Source organism: Streptomyces sp. NPDC085524, assembly GCF_044541755.1.
Taxonomy (GTDB): domain Bacteria; phylum Actinomycetota; class Actinomycetes; order Streptomycetales; family Streptomycetaceae; genus Streptomyces.
Genome location: NZ_JBITTH010000007.1, coordinates 1 through 16,604 on the forward strand (window position 1 = coordinate 1; position 16,604 = coordinate 16,604).

A 16,604-nucleotide genomic window follows, 5' to 3' on the forward strand; every position below is an offset into this window, starting at 1 on the left:
ATCCACCGGAGTGGACGGGGTATCAACTTCTGGCGTTGATTTTTGGCACGCTGTTGAGTTCTCAAGGAACGGACGCTTCCTTTGTACTCACCCTCAGCAACATCGGCTGGGGCTTTCCTCCGGGCTTTCGTTCTTGCGTTTCAGACTCTATCAGAGTCTTTCTCGCTTGCTTTCCAGGTTCTTCGCTTTCGCGTTTTCCCTTTCCGGCGATTCCGACTCTATCAGATTCTTTTCCGTGTCGTTTCCGACTGGATTGGAATTCCGATGGCCTTCGGGGGGCCTTTCCCTTTCGGGTGGATCAGACTTTATCAGGTCTCCCTGGGTCTTGATTCCCACCCGCCCGCACGACTCGGCCGGACACACATGTGTGCCCGGTTGGTCTCGCGGGGTGGAGACGCAAACGTACTGGAGCGGGGCCCCCGGATGCAAATCCGGTTGCCCCGCTCCGGTGACGTCGCTACGGCGAGGGTCAGACCTCGACGACGACGGGGAGGATCATCGGGCGGCGGCGGTAGCTGTCCGACACCCACTTGCCCATCGTGCGGCGGATGAGCTGCTGGATCTGGTGCGGCTCGGCCACGCCGTCGGAGGCCGCACGTGCGATGGCCTCTTCGATCTTGGTGACCACCGGGGCGAACGCGGAGTCCTCGATGCCGGACCCGCGGGCCTGGATGTTCGGGCCGCTGACGACCTTGCCCGTGGTGCTGTCGACCACGACGTAGACCGAGATGATGCCCTCTTCGCCGAGGATCTTGCGGTCCTTGAGGTGGACCTCCGTGACGTCGCCGACGGAGAGGCCGTCCACGTACACGTAGCCGGCCTGGACCTTGCCGGAGATCCGGGCCTTGCCGTCGATCAGGTCGACGACCACGCCGTCCTCGGCGATGACGATGCGGTCCTTGGGGACGCCCGTCATGGCACCGAGTTCGGCGTTGGCACGCAGGTGGCGCCATTCGCCGTGGACCGGCATCAGGTTCCGCGGCTTGCAGATGTTGTAGAAGTACAGCAGCTCGCCGGCGGAGGCGTGGCCCGAGACGTGGACCTTCGCGTTGCCCTTGTGGACGACGTTGGCGCCCCAGCGGGTCAGGCCGTTGATCACCCGGTAGACCGCGTTCTCGTTGCCCGGGATCAGCGACGACGCGAGGATGACCGTGTCGCCGGGGACGATGCGGATCTGGTGGTCGCGGTTGGCCATGCGGGACAGGGCCGCCATCGGCTCGCCCTGGGAACCCGTGCAGACCAGGACGACCTCGTGGGCCGGCAGGTCGTCGAGGGTCTTCACGTCCACGACGAGACCGGCGGGGACCCGCAGGTAGCCCAGGTCACGGGCGATGCCCATGTTGCGGACCATCGAACGGCCGACGAAGGCGACCCTGCGGCCGTACTCGTGGGCGGCGTCGAGGATCTGCTGGATGCGGTGCACGTGGCTGGCGAAGCTGGCCACGATGATCCGGTTGTGGGCGTTCGCGAAGACGTTCCGCAGTACGCCCGAGATCTCGCGCTCGGGCGGGACGAAGCCCGGGACCTCGGCGTTCGTCGAGTCGGAGAGGAGGAGGTCGATGCCCTCCTCGCTCAGACGCGCGAAGGCGTGCAGGTCGGTGAGGCGCTTGTCCAGCGGGAGCTGGTCCATCTTGAAGTCGCCGGTGGCGACGACCATGCCCGCGGGGGTGCGGATCGCGACGGCCAGGGCGTCCGGGATGGAGTGGTTGACGGCGATGAACTCGCAGTCGAAGGGGCCGAGGGCCTCGCGCTCGCCTTCCTTCACCTCGAGGGTGTAGGGGCGGATGCGGTGCTCCTGGAGCTTCGCCTCGATGAGGGCCAGCGTCAGCTTCGAACCGATCAGCGGGATGTCCGGCTTCTCCCGGAGGAGGTACGGGACGGCGCCGATGTGGTCTTCGTGACCGTGCGTGAGGACGATGCCCTCGATGTCGTCGAGGCGGTCCCGGATCGACGTGAAGTCCGGCAGGATCAGGTCGATGCCCGGCTGCTCCTCTTCGGGGAAGAGGACGCCGCAGTCGACGATCAGCAGGCGGCCGTCGAACTCGAAGACGGTCATGTTCCGGCCGATCTCGCCGAGACCGCCCAGGGGGATGACCCGCAGGCCGCCCTTGGGGAGCTTCGGCGGCGGGCCCAGTTCAGGGTGCGGATGGCTCAAAAGTCTCTCCTTCACCACACACGCCACGTACCCCTTAAGGCACGTGGCGCGCATGTCATTCGTGCACTTGTTGCTGTGTGTATTGGTCTTGCTTATTCAGTTGTGAAGTCTGTTGTCAGAGCTGTACCCCGCCGGCAGCAAGATCGATCTTGAGCTGGGCCGTCTCTTCGTCGGTCAGCCCGATCAGCGGGAGCCGCAGCGGGCCGGCGGGCAGGCCCTGCAGGCTCAGCGCGGCCTTCGTGGTCATCACGCCCTGTGTGCGGAACATGCCCGTGAAGATCGGGAGCAGCTTCTGGTGGATCTCGGCGGCCTTCTGGACGTCCCCGCCCAGGTGCGCCTCCAGCATGGCGCGCAGGTCGGGGCTGACCACGTGGCCGACCACGGAGACGAAGCCGACCGCGCCCACGGACAGGAGGGGCAGGTTCAGCATGTCGTCGCCCGAGTACCAGGCCAGGCCGCTCTGCGCGATGGCCCAGCTGGCACGGCCGAGGTCGCCCTTGGCGTCCTTGTTGGCCACGATACGGGGGTGCTCGGCCAGCCGGACGAGGGTTTCCGTCTCGATCGGGACACCGCTGCGGCCGGGGATGTCGTAGAGCATGACCGGCAGCTCGGTGGCGTCGGCGATCGCCGTGAAGTGCCGGAAGAGGCCCTCCTGCGGCGGCTTGCTGTAGTACGGGGTCACGGCGAGCAGGCCGTGGGCGCCGGTGCGCTCGGCCTGGCGGGCCAGTTCGAGGGTGTGGCGGGTGTCGTTCGTGCCGATGCCGGCGACCACGTGGGCGCGGTCTCCGACGGCTTCGAGGACGGCTCGTACGAGGTCGCTTTTCTCCGCGTCGGTGGTGGTCGGCGACTCACCAGTGGTGCCGTTGATGATCAGGCCGTCGTTGCCTGCGTCCACCAGGTGGACGGCGAGCCTCTGCGCGCCGTCGAGGTCGAGGTCGCCATCCGCCGTAAACGGCGTGATCATGGCGGTGAGGACCCGCCCGAAGGGGGTCTGCGGAGTCGAGATCGGAGCCATGGGTAACACGCTACTCGCTGCCACGCTCGCGGTGTCCCCTCGGGGGACGTCAACAGTGTGTTGGAGCCCGGCACTGCCTGCTCGGGGGTTCAGGCAGTGCCGGGTCCGTTTGATCAGCCTAGATGAACTTTACGAAACGTCGCAATACGGACACTTCGTACTTGCCGCAGCACATCTGTACGTGACGCTCGTATCGGACCTTACGGGGCAACCCGACCGTTGCCGTTGAAGGCCGCGTAGGTGAGCGGCATGAGCTCCGCCCAGTGGCGCTCCATCTTCTCGCCGACCATCTCGATCTCCCGCTGCGGGAAGGACGGCACCGCGGCGAGCTCGTGCTGGGTGCGCAGGCCGAGGAAGTGCATCAGCGAGCGTGCGTTGCAGGTGGCGTACATCGAGGAGAAGAGGCCCACCGGCAGGACCGAACGGGCCACCTCGCGGGCCACACCGGCGTTCAGCATCTCCTGGTAGGCCTCGTACGCCTGGCGGTAGGAGTCCTCCATGACCCGCCCGGTCAGCTCCTGCTGCGCCTCCGTGCCCTCGACGAAGACGTACTTGCCCGGGCGGCCCTCCTGGACGAGCCTGCGCTCGGCGTCCGGGACGTAGAAGACCGGCTCCAGCTCCCGGTAGCGGCCCGATTCCTCGTTGTAGGACCAGCCCACCCGGTGCCGCATGAACTCGCGGAAGACGAAGATCGGGGCGCTGATGAAGAAGGTCATCGAGTTGTGCTCGAAGGGGCTGCCGTGGCGGTCGCGCATCAGGTAGTTGATGAGCCCCTTGGAGCGCTCCGGGTCCTTCTGCAGCTCGTCGAGGGACTGTTCGCCGGCGGTGGAGACCCGGGCCGCCCACAGCACGTCGGAGTCGGCGGCGGAGTGCTTCACGAGCTCCACCGTCACATCGCTCCGGAAGCTGGGTTTCGGATCTGAAGCAGCGGTCTCGCTCACCGGGGTCCTTCCAGACGTGCATGCGTGGGGCGCGCCCACTCTACGTCGGCGCCGGCGGGTCGCCGCGCACGCTCGGATGGGGTCCTGCCGCCCGATCAGCTGACGGGGCGACATGAAATCTGGTGAATGTCCCGAAATCCGGCACCGATTGACCGTTTCGTACGTCTATCCAGGAGAACCCTCAGATCGCCCGCCACCCACACCGAGGAGATGCCCGCCGATGTTCCGCCGGCGCGAACCCGTCCCGTTCGCCTTCGTCGCCGAGGCCGACCGTTTTCGCAGCAACGTCACTCCGCCGCCGCGCGAGAGTCTGAGCAAGAGCCAGTTGGCCGCCCGTAGTCTGGTCGGTCTGACCGTGGTGGCGGGGCTCGTCGGCTCGCTGCTCTTCGGCATGCCGGCACTGCAACCGAGCAAGGCGCCCGAGAAGTCGCAGCAGTCGGAGGCGTCCGAGGGGCGGTAGCCTCACGGGCACAGCCCAACCGAACGTGCATGTGAGTGAGGTCCAGCCGTGCCCCTGCCCTTCCTGACGGCCGACGGCGTGTCCGATGCGGACGACGACGAAGCGGTACTGGCCCATGTCGACCACGACCGCTGGCGGCGGCCCTACCGGCCGGGCCCCTGGCGGGTGGCCCTCTCGGCCGTGCTGCTCCTGCTGTCCGCCTTCATGTTGCTGGCCACGATGATCGTCGCCTTCGCCGGCGCGTTGGCCGGGGCGGGTGTGTGCCTGCTCGCCGCCCTCTCGGTGGTCGGGTCGGCGCTGCGGATGCTCCAGGTGGGCGTCTGGGTGAGCCGTGCGGGACTGCGCCGGGTGGGGTTCTTCGGGAGCCGCACGATCGCGTGGAGCGAGATCGTCGAGCTGCGTACGGTGCAGCAGCCGGTGCGCTGGCTCGGGCTGCCGAGGACCGTACAGGGGCAGGCGCTGACGGCGACCGTCCGCGGCGACGCGGAGCTGCCGGCGCTGCTGACCGACCACAGCGCCGATTTCCTGTCGCGGTCCGAGGCCTTCGACCGGGCCGCCGACATGGTCGGGGCGTGGGCCGAGGAGTACCGGCCCGTGCCAGTGGGCTGAGCGCCCGTCACGCCCCGGCCACCGCAACCATTAATCGAGAAACCACGACGGCGATCAGCCACGTCCGCGAGAGCGGCGCCGGCTTAGGTGCACAGAGGGGTGCAGGGCGATCGCGCGCTGCATCGCCGTGCGGGCCCGCGGGGTGTCGCGGGCGTCGCGGTAGGCGACGGCGAGCCGGAACCAGTTGCGCCAGTCCCCCGGCGCGTCCTCGGTCTCGGCCTTGCGGCGCGCGAAGACCTCGTCGGCGGAGTCCCGCAGGATCCGGCCGTACTGGTCCCGTTCCAGTTCGTCGACGGGCAGGCCGCCCTCGGCCTCCAGCTCGGTCGCGAGCTGGTGGGCCTTGGTGACGAACTGCGTGTTCTTCCAGAGGAACCAGACGCCGATGACCGGCAGGATCAGCACGGCCGCCCCGAAGGTGACGGTGAGCCAGGTGCCGTGCTGGATCAGCATCAGGCCCCGGCTGCCGGCCAGGACGAAGTAGACGACCAGGACGGCGGCCGTGAGGAAGTACGTGATCTTCGCGCGCATCGTGAAATCAGTTCCGGTCAGCCCAGGTCGAGGAAGTTTTCCAGGCCGAAGGTGAGGCCCGGGGTCTGCGTCACACGGCGCGCGCCGAGCAGGATGCCCGGCATGAAGCTGCTGTGGTGCAGGGAGTCGTGACGGATGGTCAGGGTTTCGCCCTCGCCGCCGAGCAGCACCTCCTGGTGGGCCAGCAGGCCCCGGAGGCGGATGGCGTGCACCGGCACCCCGTCGACGTCCGCGCCGCGCGCCCCCTCGAGGGCGGTGGCGGTGGCGTCGGGCTGGGCGCCGAGGCCGGCCTCGGCCCGGGCGGCCGCGATGAGCTGCGCCGTACGGGTCGCGGTGCCGGAGGGGGCGTCGACCTTGTTCGGGTGGTGCAGCTCGACGACCTCGACGGACTCGAAGTAGCGCGCGGCCTGGGCGGCGAACTTCATGGTGAGGACGGCACCGATGGAGAAGTTCGGGGCGATGAGCACGCCGGTCGCCGGGGAGCCGGCGAGCCAGGTGTCGAGCTGGGCGAGACGGTCCTCGGTCCAGCCGGTGGTGCCGACCACCGCGTGGATGCCGTGGCGGATGAGGAAGTCCAGGTTCCCCATGACCGAGGCGGGGGTGGTCAGCTCGACGGCGACCTGGGCGCCGGACTCGGCCAGCGTCTCCAGCTTGTCGCCGCGGCCGAGGGCGGCCACCAGCTCCATGTCTTCGGCGGCCTCGACCGCCTTGACCGCTTCGGAGCCGATGCGGCCCTGAGCTCCGAGGACCGCCACGCGCAGCTTGCTCATACTGTTTCCCTTACGTCCGTACCGAATCAGGCGACCGCTTCGTCGAGGCGGGCCGCCTGCTTCTCCTTCAGGGGGCCGATCACCGCGAGCGAGGGCCGCTGGGCCAGTACATCCTGTGCGACGGACCGGACGTCCTCCGGGGTCACGGAGGCGATGCGCGCCAGCATGTCGTCGACCGACATCTGGTCGCCCCAGCACAGCTCGCTCTTGCCGATCCGGTTCATGATCGCGCCGGTGTCCTCCAGGCCGAGGACGGTCGAGCCCGAGAGCTGGCCTATCGCGCGCTTGATCTCGTCGTCGGCGAGCCCGTCGGAGGCCACCTTGTCGAGCTCGTCGCGGCAGATCCGCAGGACGTCGTGGACCTGGTTGGGGCGGCAGCCCGCGTACACGCCGAAGAGGCCCGTGTCGGCGAAGCCCGAGGTGTACGAGTACACGCTGTAGGCCAGGCCGCGCTTCTCCCGCACCTCCTGGAAGAGGCGGGAGGACATGCCGCCGCCGAGTGCCGTGTTCAGCACGCCGAGCGCCCAGCGGCGCTCGTCCGTGCGGGCGAGGCCGGGCATGCCCAGGACCACGTGGGCCTGCTCGGTCTTGCGGCCGATCAGGTCGACGCGTCCGGCGGTGCGGATGCGCTTGGTGCCGGTGCGCGGGCCGATCGGCTCGGCGTCGGTGTGCTTCAGCGCGCCGGCCTTCTCGAAGGCGGCGCGGACCTGGCGCACGACCTTGTTGTGGTCGATGTTGCCAGCCGCGGCGACCACCAGGTGGCGGGGGTCGTAGTGCTTCTTGTAGAAGCGGCGGATCCGGTCGGCGCCGAGGGCGTTGATCGTGTCGACGGTGCCGAGTACGGGGCGGCCCAGCGGGGTGTCTCCGTACATGGTGTGCGCGAACAGGTCGTGCACGCAGTCGCCCGGGTCGTCCTCGGTCATCGCGATCTCTTCGAGGATGACCCCGCGCTCGGCGTCGACGTCCTCCTCGCGGATCAGGGAGCCGGTGAGCATGTCGCACACGACGTCTATGGCCAGCGGCAGGTCGGTGTCGAGCACCCGTGCGTAGTAGCAGGTGTACTCCTTCGCCGTGAAGGCGTTCATCTCGCCGCCGACCGCGTCGATCGCGGAGGAGATGTCCAGGGCGCTGCGCTTGTGCGTGCCCTTGAAGAGGAGGTGCTCCAGGTAGTGCGTGCTGCCGGCCAGCGACGGGGTCTCGTCACGGGAGCCCACGTGGGCCCAGATGCCGAAGGTGGCGGAGCGGACCGAGGGCAGCGTCTCGGTGACCACGCGCAGGCCGCCGGGGAGGACGGTGCGCCGGACGGTACCGATGCCGTTGCTGCCCTTGAGGAGGGTTTGGGTACGGGCGACGGCCCGCCCCTCCGAAGAGGGGCGGGCCGTCACACGGGAACTACGCGACATCACTTGTCGGAGTCGTCCTTGTCAGCGTCGTCACCGGCGGCCTCGCCGTCGATCACGGGGATCAGGGAGAGCTTGCCGCGCTGGTCGATCTCGGCGATCTCCACCTGGACCTTGGTGCCGACCGCGAGCACGTCCTCGACGTTCTCCACGCGCTTGCCACCGGCGAGCTTGCGGATCTGCGAGATGTGCAGCAGGCCGTCCTTGCCGGGCATCAGGGAGACGAAGGCACCGAAGGTGGTGGTCTTGACGACCGTACCCAGGTAGCGCTCGCCGACCTCCGGCATGGTCGGGTTGGCGATCGAGTTGATCGTGGCGCGGGCGGCCTCGGCGGCCGGGCCGTCGGAGGCGCCGATGTAGATGGTGCCGTCGTCCTCGATCGTGATCTCGGCGCCGGTGTCCTCCTGGATCTGGTTGATCATCTTGCCCTTGGGGCCGATGACCTCACCGATCTTGTCCACCGGGATCTTGACGGTGATGATCCGCGGGGCGAACGGGGACATCGCGTCCGGCGTGTCGATCGCTTCCATCATCACGTCGAGGATGTGGAGGCGGGCGTCGCGGGCCTGCTTGAGGGCGGCGGCCAGGACGGAGGCCGGGATGCCGTCGAGCTTGGTGTCCAGCTGGAGCGCGGTGACGAACTCCTTGGTGCCGGCGACCTTGAAGTCCATGTCGCCGAAGGCGTCCTCCGCACCGAGGATGTCGGTGAGGGCGACGTAGTGGGTCTTGCCGTCGATCTCCTGGGAGATCAGGCCCATGGCGATACCGGCGACGGGGGCCTTGAGGGGCACACCGGCGTTCAGCAGCGACATGGTGGAGGCGCAGACCGAGCCCATGGACGTCGAACCGTTGGAGCCGAGGGCCTCGGACACCTGGCGGATCGCGTAGGGGAACTCCTCGCGGGTCGGGAGGACCGGCACGATCGCGCGCTCGGCGAGCGCGCCGTGGCCGATCTCGCGGCGCTTCGGCGAACCGACGCGGCCGGTCTCGCCGACGGAGTACGGCGGGAAGTTGTAGTTGTGCATGTAGCGCTTGCGGGTCACCGGGGAGAGGGTGTCCAGCTGCTGCTCCATGCGGAGCATGTTGAGGGTGGTGACGCCCAGGATCTGGGTCTCGCCACGCTCGAACAGCGCCGAGCCGTGCACGCGCGGGATGGCCTCGACCTCGGCGGCGAGGGTACGGATGTCCGTGATCCCGCGGCCGTCGATGCGGACCTTGTCCTTGATGACGCGCTCGCGCACCAGGGCCTTGGTCAGGCTGCGGTAGGCGGCGGAGATCTCCTTCTCGCGGCCCTCGAAGGCCGGGAGGAGCTTCTCGGCGGCGATCTCCTTGACGCGGTCCAGCTCGGCCTCGCGGTCCTGCTTGCCCGCGATGGTCAGCGCCTGGGAGAGCTCGCCCTTGACGGCGGCCGCGAGGGCCTCGTACACGTCGTCCTGGTAGTCCAGGAAGACCGGGAACTCGCCCTCGGGCTTGGCGGCCTTGGCGGCCAGGTCGGCCTGGGCCTTGCAGAGGACCTTGATGAACGGCTTCGCGGCGTCGAGACCCGCGGCGACGATCTCCTCGGTCGGCGCCTGGGCGCCGCCCTTGACGAGGGCGATGGTCTTCTCGGTGGCCTCGGCCTCGACCATCATGATCGCGACGTCGCCGTCCTCCAGGACGCGGCCCGCGACGACCATGTCGAAGACGGCGTCCTCGAGCTCGGTGTGCGTCGGGAAGGCCACCCACTGGCCGCGGATCAGCGCGACGCGGACGCCGCCGATCGGGCCGGAGAAGGGCAGGCCGGCCAGCTGCGTGGACGCGGACGCGGCGTTGATCGCGATGACGTCGTACAGGTGGTCCGGGTTGAGCGCCATGACCGTGGCGACGACCTGGATCTCGTTGCGCAGGCCCTTCTTGAAGGACGGGCGCAGCGGGCGGTCGATCAGGCGGCAGGTGAGGATCGCGTCCTCGGAGGGGCGGCCCTCACGGCGGAAGAACGAGCCGGGGATCTTGCCGGCCGCGTACTGGCGCTCCTCGACGTCCACCGTCAGGGGGAAGAAGTCGAGCTGGTCCTTGGGCTTCTTCGACGCGGTGGTCGCGGAGAGCACCATCGTGTCGTCGTCCAGGTAGGCAACGGCGGAGCCGGCGGCCTGGCGGGCCAGACGGCCCGTCTCGAAGCGGATGGTGCGGGTGCCGAAGGAACCGTTGTCAATGACGGCCTCGGCGTAGTGGGTCTCGTTCTCCACTAGCGTTTTCTCCATTTTCGTCGTCTCCGTCCCCCGCCCGTGTGGCGGTGGACGGTTGCGGAGAAGCGCGCCTGGCCTGGGGGCCGGTCTTCGATCGAAGTACCCGGTTCCGTGCCCGCGGGGCATTCCGGGTACCACTACCGAGGACCGGCGGCGTAGGGAGGGCGCTCCTCCTCTTCAGTCGTGCGCGTCTTCGTCAGCCGCGCACTGCGTCCGTTCCAGACTACAAAGGGTCCGGTCCGGTCCGCACGTACAGCAAAGGGAGCGGCCCCCGGAAGTGGGAACCGCTCCCTCCACGACGCTTTACTTGGCGCCGGCCGCACCGCGGCGGATGCCGAGGCGCTCGACCAGCGTACGGAAGCGCTGGATGTCCTTCTTGGCCAGGTACTGCAGCAGGCGGCGACGCTGGCCGACCAGGATCAGCAGACCACGACGGGAGTGGTGGTCGTGCTTGTGGGCCTTCAGGTGCTCGGTCAGGTCCGAGATGCGGCGGGACAGCATCGCGACCTGGACCTCGGGGGAGCCGGTGTCGCCCTCCTTGGCACCAAACTCTGCGATGATCTGCTTCTTCGTAGCGGCGTCGAGCGGCACGCGTACTCCTCGTTTAGGTCTTCGTTGCCACCGAGTGCCCCAGGTCGAATTCTCTGGGGATCTTCCGTGACTCGGGAGGCGGGGCTCGCTGAGCGCAGTCCACAGACCCTCTCGTCGAGGGGTCCGGGGGACGCGTACACAAACGGCCGTCACACAGCGTACCAGGCTGCCGGGTCGCGACGTCTCAGCTGGTGAGAGAGCGGGCCCGGGAGTAGACGTCCAGCACGGCCAGGGCCAGGGGGACCAGGCTGAGCAGGACCGCCGCCTCGGTGAGGTCGAGCAGCCTTCCCCAGAAGGGTGACAGGCCCTTGCGGGGGATGACAAGCGCAATTCCCGCGAGGAGGGCCGCGCCGCCCGCGACCGCGGCGGTCAGCCAGATCGTACGGATGGCCATGCCGCTGTGGTCCTGCTTGGCCAGGGCTTCGAGGAGCTCGAGCGGCGGGTGCAGGGCCAGGCCCAGGATCAGCAGGGCGACGGCGATCAGTCCGGCGGCCAGGGCGCACGCCACCTGCGAGGTGTAACGGAAGAGCCGGGCGCGCAGCAGCATGGCGAGGCCGGTGGCGAGGGCCAGCAGGCGGCCCCAGGTGTTGTCGGAGAAGCCGAGGACGGCGGCGGAGCCGACGGCGACCGCGGCGCAGCCGGCGACGAGGCCGAGCAGCATCTCGTGGCCACGGCGGGCCTGGGCGGCGATGGCTTCGGCGTCGAGCGGGGCGCCCTGGTCGGAGCCGTCGGCGGCGGACTGGTCACCGTACGGCTCGGTGTCGTAGCGGTCCGGGGTCCCCGCGTGGTCGATGTACTCGTCCGTGGCGCTCTGCGGGGCGGCGTAGCCGATGGGCAGCCGGGCGACGCGGGCGGAGAGGCCGGGCAGGAAGGCGACGAGGCCGATGGCCACGGGGGCGCAGGCGGCCGCGGTGTAGGTGGCGGAGGCCTCCGTGGCGATGGCGACGAAGGTGGCGAGGGTGCCGGTGGCGGCCACGAAGGTGGCCGCGACGAAGGGGGCGTCCCCGCTGGGGGTGAGCGCGACCAGGGCGACCGAGGCGACGAGGACGCAGACGCAGCCGAGGAGGAACTGGAGGCGGCCGGGCCCCTCGCCGGCGGCGGGGGCGATGGTCCCGGAGCCGGCGATCAGCAGGAGCGGGAGGGAGCTGAGGCCGAGGGCGACGGCGGAGCCGCGGTCGCGGTAGACGCGTGCGCGCACCCCGGCCAGGGCGGTGAGCAGGATGCCGACGGCGCCGGCGATGACGCCGGGCAGTCCGTGCATGTCGTGGCGGATCGGGTCGGCGTACCAGAGGACGAAGCCCAGCATCACGAGGAGCACGGAGGCTCCGGCCAGGCCCGCGCCGCGCAGCATGTCGTCGCTCCAGCGGTGCCGGTCGCGGACGACGGCGGAGGCGACGGCGTCGGAGACGTCGTCGAAGACGGCGGGCGGCAGGGACTCGGCGAAGGGGCGCAGGCTGAGCACTTCGCCGTCGAGGACCTGCTGGGCGGCGAGGGTCCGTGCGCCGTCGAGGACGGTGCCGGAGCGGCGCACGAGGTGGAAGCCGGTGGGGGCGCCCACGGGCTGGGTCTGGCCGGTGAGGCGCAGCAGCTCGGGGTAGACGTCGGCGACGGCGATGTCCTCGGGGAGGGCGACGTCGATGCGGCTGTCCGGTGCCACGACGGTGACCCTGCAGAAGCCGGTCGTTGCGGCCGTACTCACCTGTGTGACCCCCGTTGTCGGTGTCCGCGTCGGCGGACGGTTCGCGGATGCGCATGCCCGGACCGGGCCTTGGCGCGCCACCCTACCGGGCATATGGCGGACTGTCGGCAAGTAGGATCACGGTCGCGCGGAGGGGAACCCCTCCGCGCCCGGGACTTGGGGGCGCCGGTTGCGGTGTCCCGTCCGTTTTCGAGGGGATGCTCCGGTGAGCCAGATCGTCGTCAAACGCCCGCCGCGGTCCCTGCCGCCCGAAGTCCCTTCGGACGAGCTGAGGCTGGAGGCTCCTCCGGAACTCCCGCGCGGTCAGCAAGAGGGCATGCTGATGCAGGTCCTGCCGATGCTCGGCATGGGCTCGTCCGTCGTGTTCTTCTTCATGACGCCGAATCCCATCATGCGGATCATGGGCACGCTGATGCTGGTGTCCACCGTCGGCATGATCGTCGCCCAGTTGGTGCGCTACCGGCGCGGTACGCAGGGGCAAATGGCCGATGTGCGCCGGGACTACCTCAAGTACCTCGCACAGACGCGCCGTCAGGTGCGCCGCACCGCACGGGCCCAGCGCGACGCCCAGTTGTACCTGCACCCGGCTCCCGAGCAGTTGTGGTCGGTGGTCGCGGAGGGCTCGCGGCTGTGGGAACGGCGCGTCGGCGACCCGGACTTCGGGCAGGCCCGGCTCGGCCTCGGCTCGCAGCGGCTGGCGACGCCGCTGGTGGCTCCGGACACGGCTCCGGTGGACGAGCTGGAGCCGTTGACGGCGGGCGCGATGCAGCGCTTCCTGAAGGTGCACTCCTCTCTGGACGGGCTGCCGGTGGCGGTCTCGATCCGGGCCTTCTACCACGTGACGGTGTCCGGCGAGCCGGAGTCTGCGCGGGGTACGGCGCGGGCGCTGGTGGCGCAGCTGGCGACGCTGCACTCCCCCGAGGACCTGATGGTGGCCGTGGTGGCGGCGCCGGGTGCGGTGCCCGCGTGGGACTGGACGAAGTGGCTGCCGCACACGCAGGTGCCGGGCCAGGTCGACGGGGCCGGTACGAAGCGGCTGTTCGGCGATGACCTCGCGGAGCTGGAGGGGCTGCTGGGGTCCCGGCTGGAGGGGCGGCCGCGGTTCAGCCGCGAGGTGTCCCCGGTGCTGGACCAGCCGCACCTGGTGGTGGTGCTGGACGGCGGGATGGTGCCGCCGGACTCGGTGTTCGCCGCGGCCGAGGGCCTGCAGGGCGTGACCATCGTCGAGGTGGTCGCGGGGGAGCTGGACGAGCTGCGCGGCGGGCTGTCGGTCGTGGTGCGGCCGGGCCGGCTGCGGCTGGAGTCGGGTGGGGGCGTGGCCTACGAGGGCGTGCCGGACACCCTGTCGCTGCCCGCGGCGGAGGCCCTGGCCCGGCAGCTGGCTCCGATGCGCACCGGTGGCGGGGACGAGGACGAGCCGCTGCTGGCGAACCTGGACTTCACTGACCTGCTGAACCTGGGCGACGCGGCCTCGATCGACGTGGCGCGGACCTGGCGGCCGCGGTCCGCCGGTGAGCGGCTGCGCGTGCCGATCGGTGTCGGCGAGGACGGCGCCCCGGTGATGCTGGACCTCAAGGAGGCCGCGCAGGAGGGCATGGGCCCGCACGGCCTGTGCGTGGGCGCGACCGGTTCCGGCAAGTCGGAGCTGCTGCGCACGCTGGTGCTGGGCCTCGCGGTCACGCACACCTCGGAGACGCTGAACTTCGTACTCGCCGACTTCAAGGGCGGCGCGACCTTCACGGGCATGGGGCAGATGCCGCACGTCGCGGCGGTCATCACCAACCTGGCGGACGACCTGACGCTCGTGGACCGCATGGGCGACTCGATCCGCGGTGAGCTGCAGCGCCGGCAGGAGCTGCTGCGTTCGGCGGGCAACTACGCGAACATCCACGACTACGAGAAGGCCCGCGCGGCCGGCGCCCCGCTGGAGCCGCTGGCCTCGCTGGTGCTGGTCATCGACGAGTTCAGCGAGCTGCTGACCGCGAAGCCCGACTTCATCGACATGTTCATCCAGATCGGCCGCATCGGCCGTTCGCTGGGCGTGCACCTGCTGCTGGCCTCGCAGCGCCTGGAGGAGGGCAAGCTGCGCGGCCTGGACACGTACCTGTCGTACCGGATCGGTCTGCGGACCTTCTCGGCGGCGGAGTCGCGGACCGCGATCGGCGTGCCGGACGCCTACCACCTGCCGTCGGTGCCCGGTTCGGGCTACCTGAAGTTCGGTACGGACGAGATGACGCGGTTCAAGGCGGCGTACGTCTCGGGCACCTACCGTTCGGGCGGACCGGACCTGTCGGTGGGCCTGTTCCCGGTGGAACGGCGGCCCGCGCTGTTCACGGCGGCCCCGGTGCCGGTGGTGTACGCGGCCCCGGACCCGGCGTACCTGGCGGCGCAGTCCTCGCGGGAGGACGACGCCCTCGCGGACACGGTGCTGGACGTGATCGTGGGCCGGCTGGAGGGCCAGGGCGTGCCGGCGCACCAGGTGTGGCTGCCGCCGCTCGACCAGGCGCCGCCGCTGGACCAGCTGCTGCCGGCGCTGGCGCCGAGCCCGGAGCGCGGGCTGCACGCGGACGGGTACACGCGGCCCGGCGGGCTCGTCGTACCGCTCGGCCTCATCGACAAGCCGTTCGAGCAGCGGCGCGAGGTGCTGTACCGGGACTTCTCGGGTGCGGCGGGCCACATGATGGTGGTCGGCGGTCCGCAGTCGGGCAAGTCGACGCTGATGCGGACGCTGATCTCCTCGTTCGCGCTCACGCACACCCCGCGCGAAGTCCAGTTCTACGGGCTGGACTTCGGTGGTGGCAGCCTGTCGGCGGTCGCCGAGCTGCCGCACGTGGGCGGGATCGCCTCGCGGCTGGATCCGGAGCGGGTGCGGCGCACGGTCGCGGAGGTGGCGGGCATCCTCAACCGCCGCGAGGAGTTCTTCCGGTCCAACAGCATCGACTCGATCGGCACCTACCGGCGGCGGCGCGCGGCGGGCGACCTGCCGGGCGAGGCGTGGGGCGACGTGTTCCTCGTCATCGACGGGTGGGGCAACTTCCGCGGCGAGTACGAGGGCCTGGAGCAGGTCGTCAACGACATCGCGGCCCGCGGCCTGGGCTACGGCATCCACGTGGTGATCACCGCCGCGCGGTACATGGAGGTGCGGGCCGCGCTCAAGGACCAGATGCTGAGCCGGCTGGAGCTGCGGCTGGGCGACGTCATGGACTCCGAGTTCGACCGGAAGGTCGCGGCGAACGTCCCCGCGGGTATGCCGGGCCGCGGTCAGGTGGCGGAGAAGCTGCACTTCCTGGGTGCGCTGCCGCGGATCGACGGCTCGCACGACGCGGGCGACCTGTCGGAGGCCACCGCGGCCTTCGTGGAGGCCGTCAAGCAGAACTGGTCGGGTGCCGCGGCTCCCGGCGTGCGGCTGCTGCCGCGGCTGCTCCACTCCGACCAGCTGCCCAAGGGCGGGGAGCACCCCGGCCGCGGGATCGCGATCGGCATCGACGAGACCGACCTGGAGCCGGTGTTCGTCGACTTCGAGTCCGACCCCTTCCTGCTGGTCTTCGGCGAGAGCGAGTCGGGCAAGACGAACCTGCTGCGGCTCATCGCCCAGCAGATCGCCGCGCGCTACACCCCCGACCAGGCCCGTCTGGTCGTGGGCGACTACCGGCGGGGCCTGCTGGGGGCGCTGCCGGAGGAGCACCTGCTGGAGTACGCGCCGATGGCGAGCTCCCTGCAGATGCACATGGAGGCGCTGGGCGGGGTGTTCTCGCGCCGGCAGCCGCCGACCGACGTCACTCCGCAGCAGCTGCGGGACCGCAGCTGGTGGACGGGACCGGACGTCTTCATCATCATCGACGACTTCGACCTGGTGGCGACGAGCCAGGGCAATCCGCTGGCGCCGCTGGTGGAGTTCCTGCCCTTCGCCCGGGACACGGGCGTGCGCTTCGTCATCGCGCGCAACTCGGCGGGTGCCTCGCGCTCCCTGTACGAGCCGTTCATGCAGCGGATCAAGGAGCTGGGCGCGCAGGGCGTCGTCCTGTCCGGCGACCCGTCCGAGGGCGACCTGGTCGGCAACGTCCGGCCGCGTCCGATGCCGCCGGGCCGGGCCCTGTACTCCTCGCGCAGGCGGGGCACGTCGCTGGTGCAGCTCGGGCGGGTGCCGGCGGGCATGTGACGCCGGGGATGTGGGGAATCTCGTCCCCTAGGGCGGTGCAGCGCCGATAATC

The 16,604-nt window shown here is 70.1% G+C and carries 12 protein-coding genes; 3 read left to right on the forward strand and 9 right to left on the reverse strand.

Going from position 1 to position 16,604, the window contains the following annotated elements; genetic code table 11:
* Positions 1-469 precede the first annotated feature (469 nt).
* The 3 genes from ACIGFK_RS12160 to thyX form a co-directional block, all read right to left on the reverse strand.
* Positions 470-2,155, reverse strand: coding sequence for a ribonuclease J (locus tag ACIGFK_RS12160; protein ID WP_376659557.1), 1,686 nt, complete (start codon positions 2,153-2,155; stop codon positions 470-472).
* Between the two features lie 115 nt (positions 2,156-2,270).
* The gene (gene dapA, locus ACIGFK_RS12165) at positions 2,271-3,170 is read right to left on the reverse strand and encodes a 4-hydroxy-tetrahydrodipicolinate synthase (RefSeq protein ID WP_376659556.1); all 900 of its coding nucleotides are present in this window, start codon (positions 3,168-3,170) and stop codon (positions 2,271-2,273) included.
* 200 nt (positions 3,171-3,370) lie between these two features.
* Entirely contained in the window at positions 3,371-4,111 is a 741-nt protein-coding gene (gene thyX, locus ACIGFK_RS12170; protein WP_386472876.1) for an FAD-dependent thymidylate synthase, read from the reverse strand.
* Positions 4,112-4,331: 220 nt separating this feature from the next.
* Between thyX and ACIGFK_RS12175 the strand changes: the two genes are divergently transcribed.
* Together ACIGFK_RS12175 and ACIGFK_RS12180 are read left to right on the forward strand one after the other, a co-directional pair.
* The gene (locus tag ACIGFK_RS12175) at positions 4,332-4,571 is read left to right on the forward strand and encodes a hypothetical protein (RefSeq protein ID WP_329378611.1); all 240 of its coding nucleotides are present in this window, start codon (positions 4,332-4,334) and stop codon (positions 4,569-4,571) included.
* Between the two features lie 48 nt (positions 4,572-4,619).
* Positions 4,620-5,180 carry a PH domain-containing protein gene (locus tag ACIGFK_RS12180; protein ID WP_376659554.1) on the forward strand — a complete coding sequence of 187 codons (561 nt, stop codon included), beginning with the start codon at positions 4,620-4,622 and terminating at the stop codon, positions 5,178-5,180.
* A 54-nt stretch (positions 5,181-5,234) separates the two neighbouring features.
* On the opposite strand, the gene ACIGFK_RS12185 is transcribed toward ACIGFK_RS12180, so the two are convergent.
* The 6 genes from ACIGFK_RS12185 to eccD all read right to left on the reverse strand — a co-directional run bounded on the left by ACIGFK_RS12185 (position 5,235) and on the right by eccD (position 12,393).
* Positions 5,235-5,708 (reverse strand): hypothetical protein, encoded by a 474-nt coding sequence (locus tag ACIGFK_RS12185; RefSeq protein ID WP_400051436.1) that lies wholly within the window; start codon positions 5,706-5,708, stop codon positions 5,235-5,237.
* 17 nt (positions 5,709-5,725) lie between these two features.
* A complete protein-coding gene (gene dapB / locus ACIGFK_RS12190) occupies positions 5,726-6,478 on the reverse strand; it encodes a 4-hydroxy-tetrahydrodipicolinate reductase (RefSeq protein WP_376659552.1) in 753 nt (250 codons plus the stop codon).
* A gap of 26 nt (positions 6,479-6,504) precedes the next feature.
* Positions 6,505-7,884 carry a M16 family metallopeptidase gene (locus ACIGFK_RS12195; RefSeq protein WP_376659551.1) on the reverse strand — a complete coding sequence of 460 codons (1,380 nt, stop codon included), beginning with the start codon at positions 7,882-7,884 and terminating at the stop codon, positions 6,505-6,507.
* On the reverse strand, positions 7,881-10,103 hold the full coding sequence (locus ACIGFK_RS12200; protein WP_376659559.1) for a polyribonucleotide nucleotidyltransferase: 2,223 nt from the start codon (positions 10,101-10,103) through the stop codon (positions 7,881-7,883). The genes ACIGFK_RS12195 and ACIGFK_RS12200 overlap by 4 nt, the downstream gene beginning before the upstream one ends.
* Positions 10,104-10,406: 303 nt before the next feature.
* Positions 10,407-10,694, reverse strand: coding sequence for a 30S ribosomal protein S15 (rpsO, locus tag ACIGFK_RS12205; RefSeq protein ID WP_030227598.1), 288 nt, complete (start codon positions 10,692-10,694; stop codon positions 10,407-10,409).
* A 184-nt stretch (positions 10,695-10,878) separates the two neighbouring features.
* Positions 10,879-12,393, reverse strand: coding sequence for a type VII secretion integral membrane protein EccD (gene eccD, locus ACIGFK_RS12210; RefSeq protein WP_376659550.1), 1,515 nt, complete (start codon positions 12,391-12,393; stop codon positions 10,879-10,881).
* A gap of 205 nt (positions 12,394-12,598) precedes the next feature.
* Here eccD and eccCa point away from each other — a divergent pair, with 205 nt between their 5' ends.
* Positions 12,599-16,552, forward strand: a complete 3,954-nt coding sequence (eccCa, locus tag ACIGFK_RS12215; RefSeq protein WP_376659549.1) for a type VII secretion protein EccCa — start codon at positions 12,599-12,601, stop codon at positions 16,550-16,552.
* Positions 16,553-16,604 lie beyond the last annotated feature (52 nt).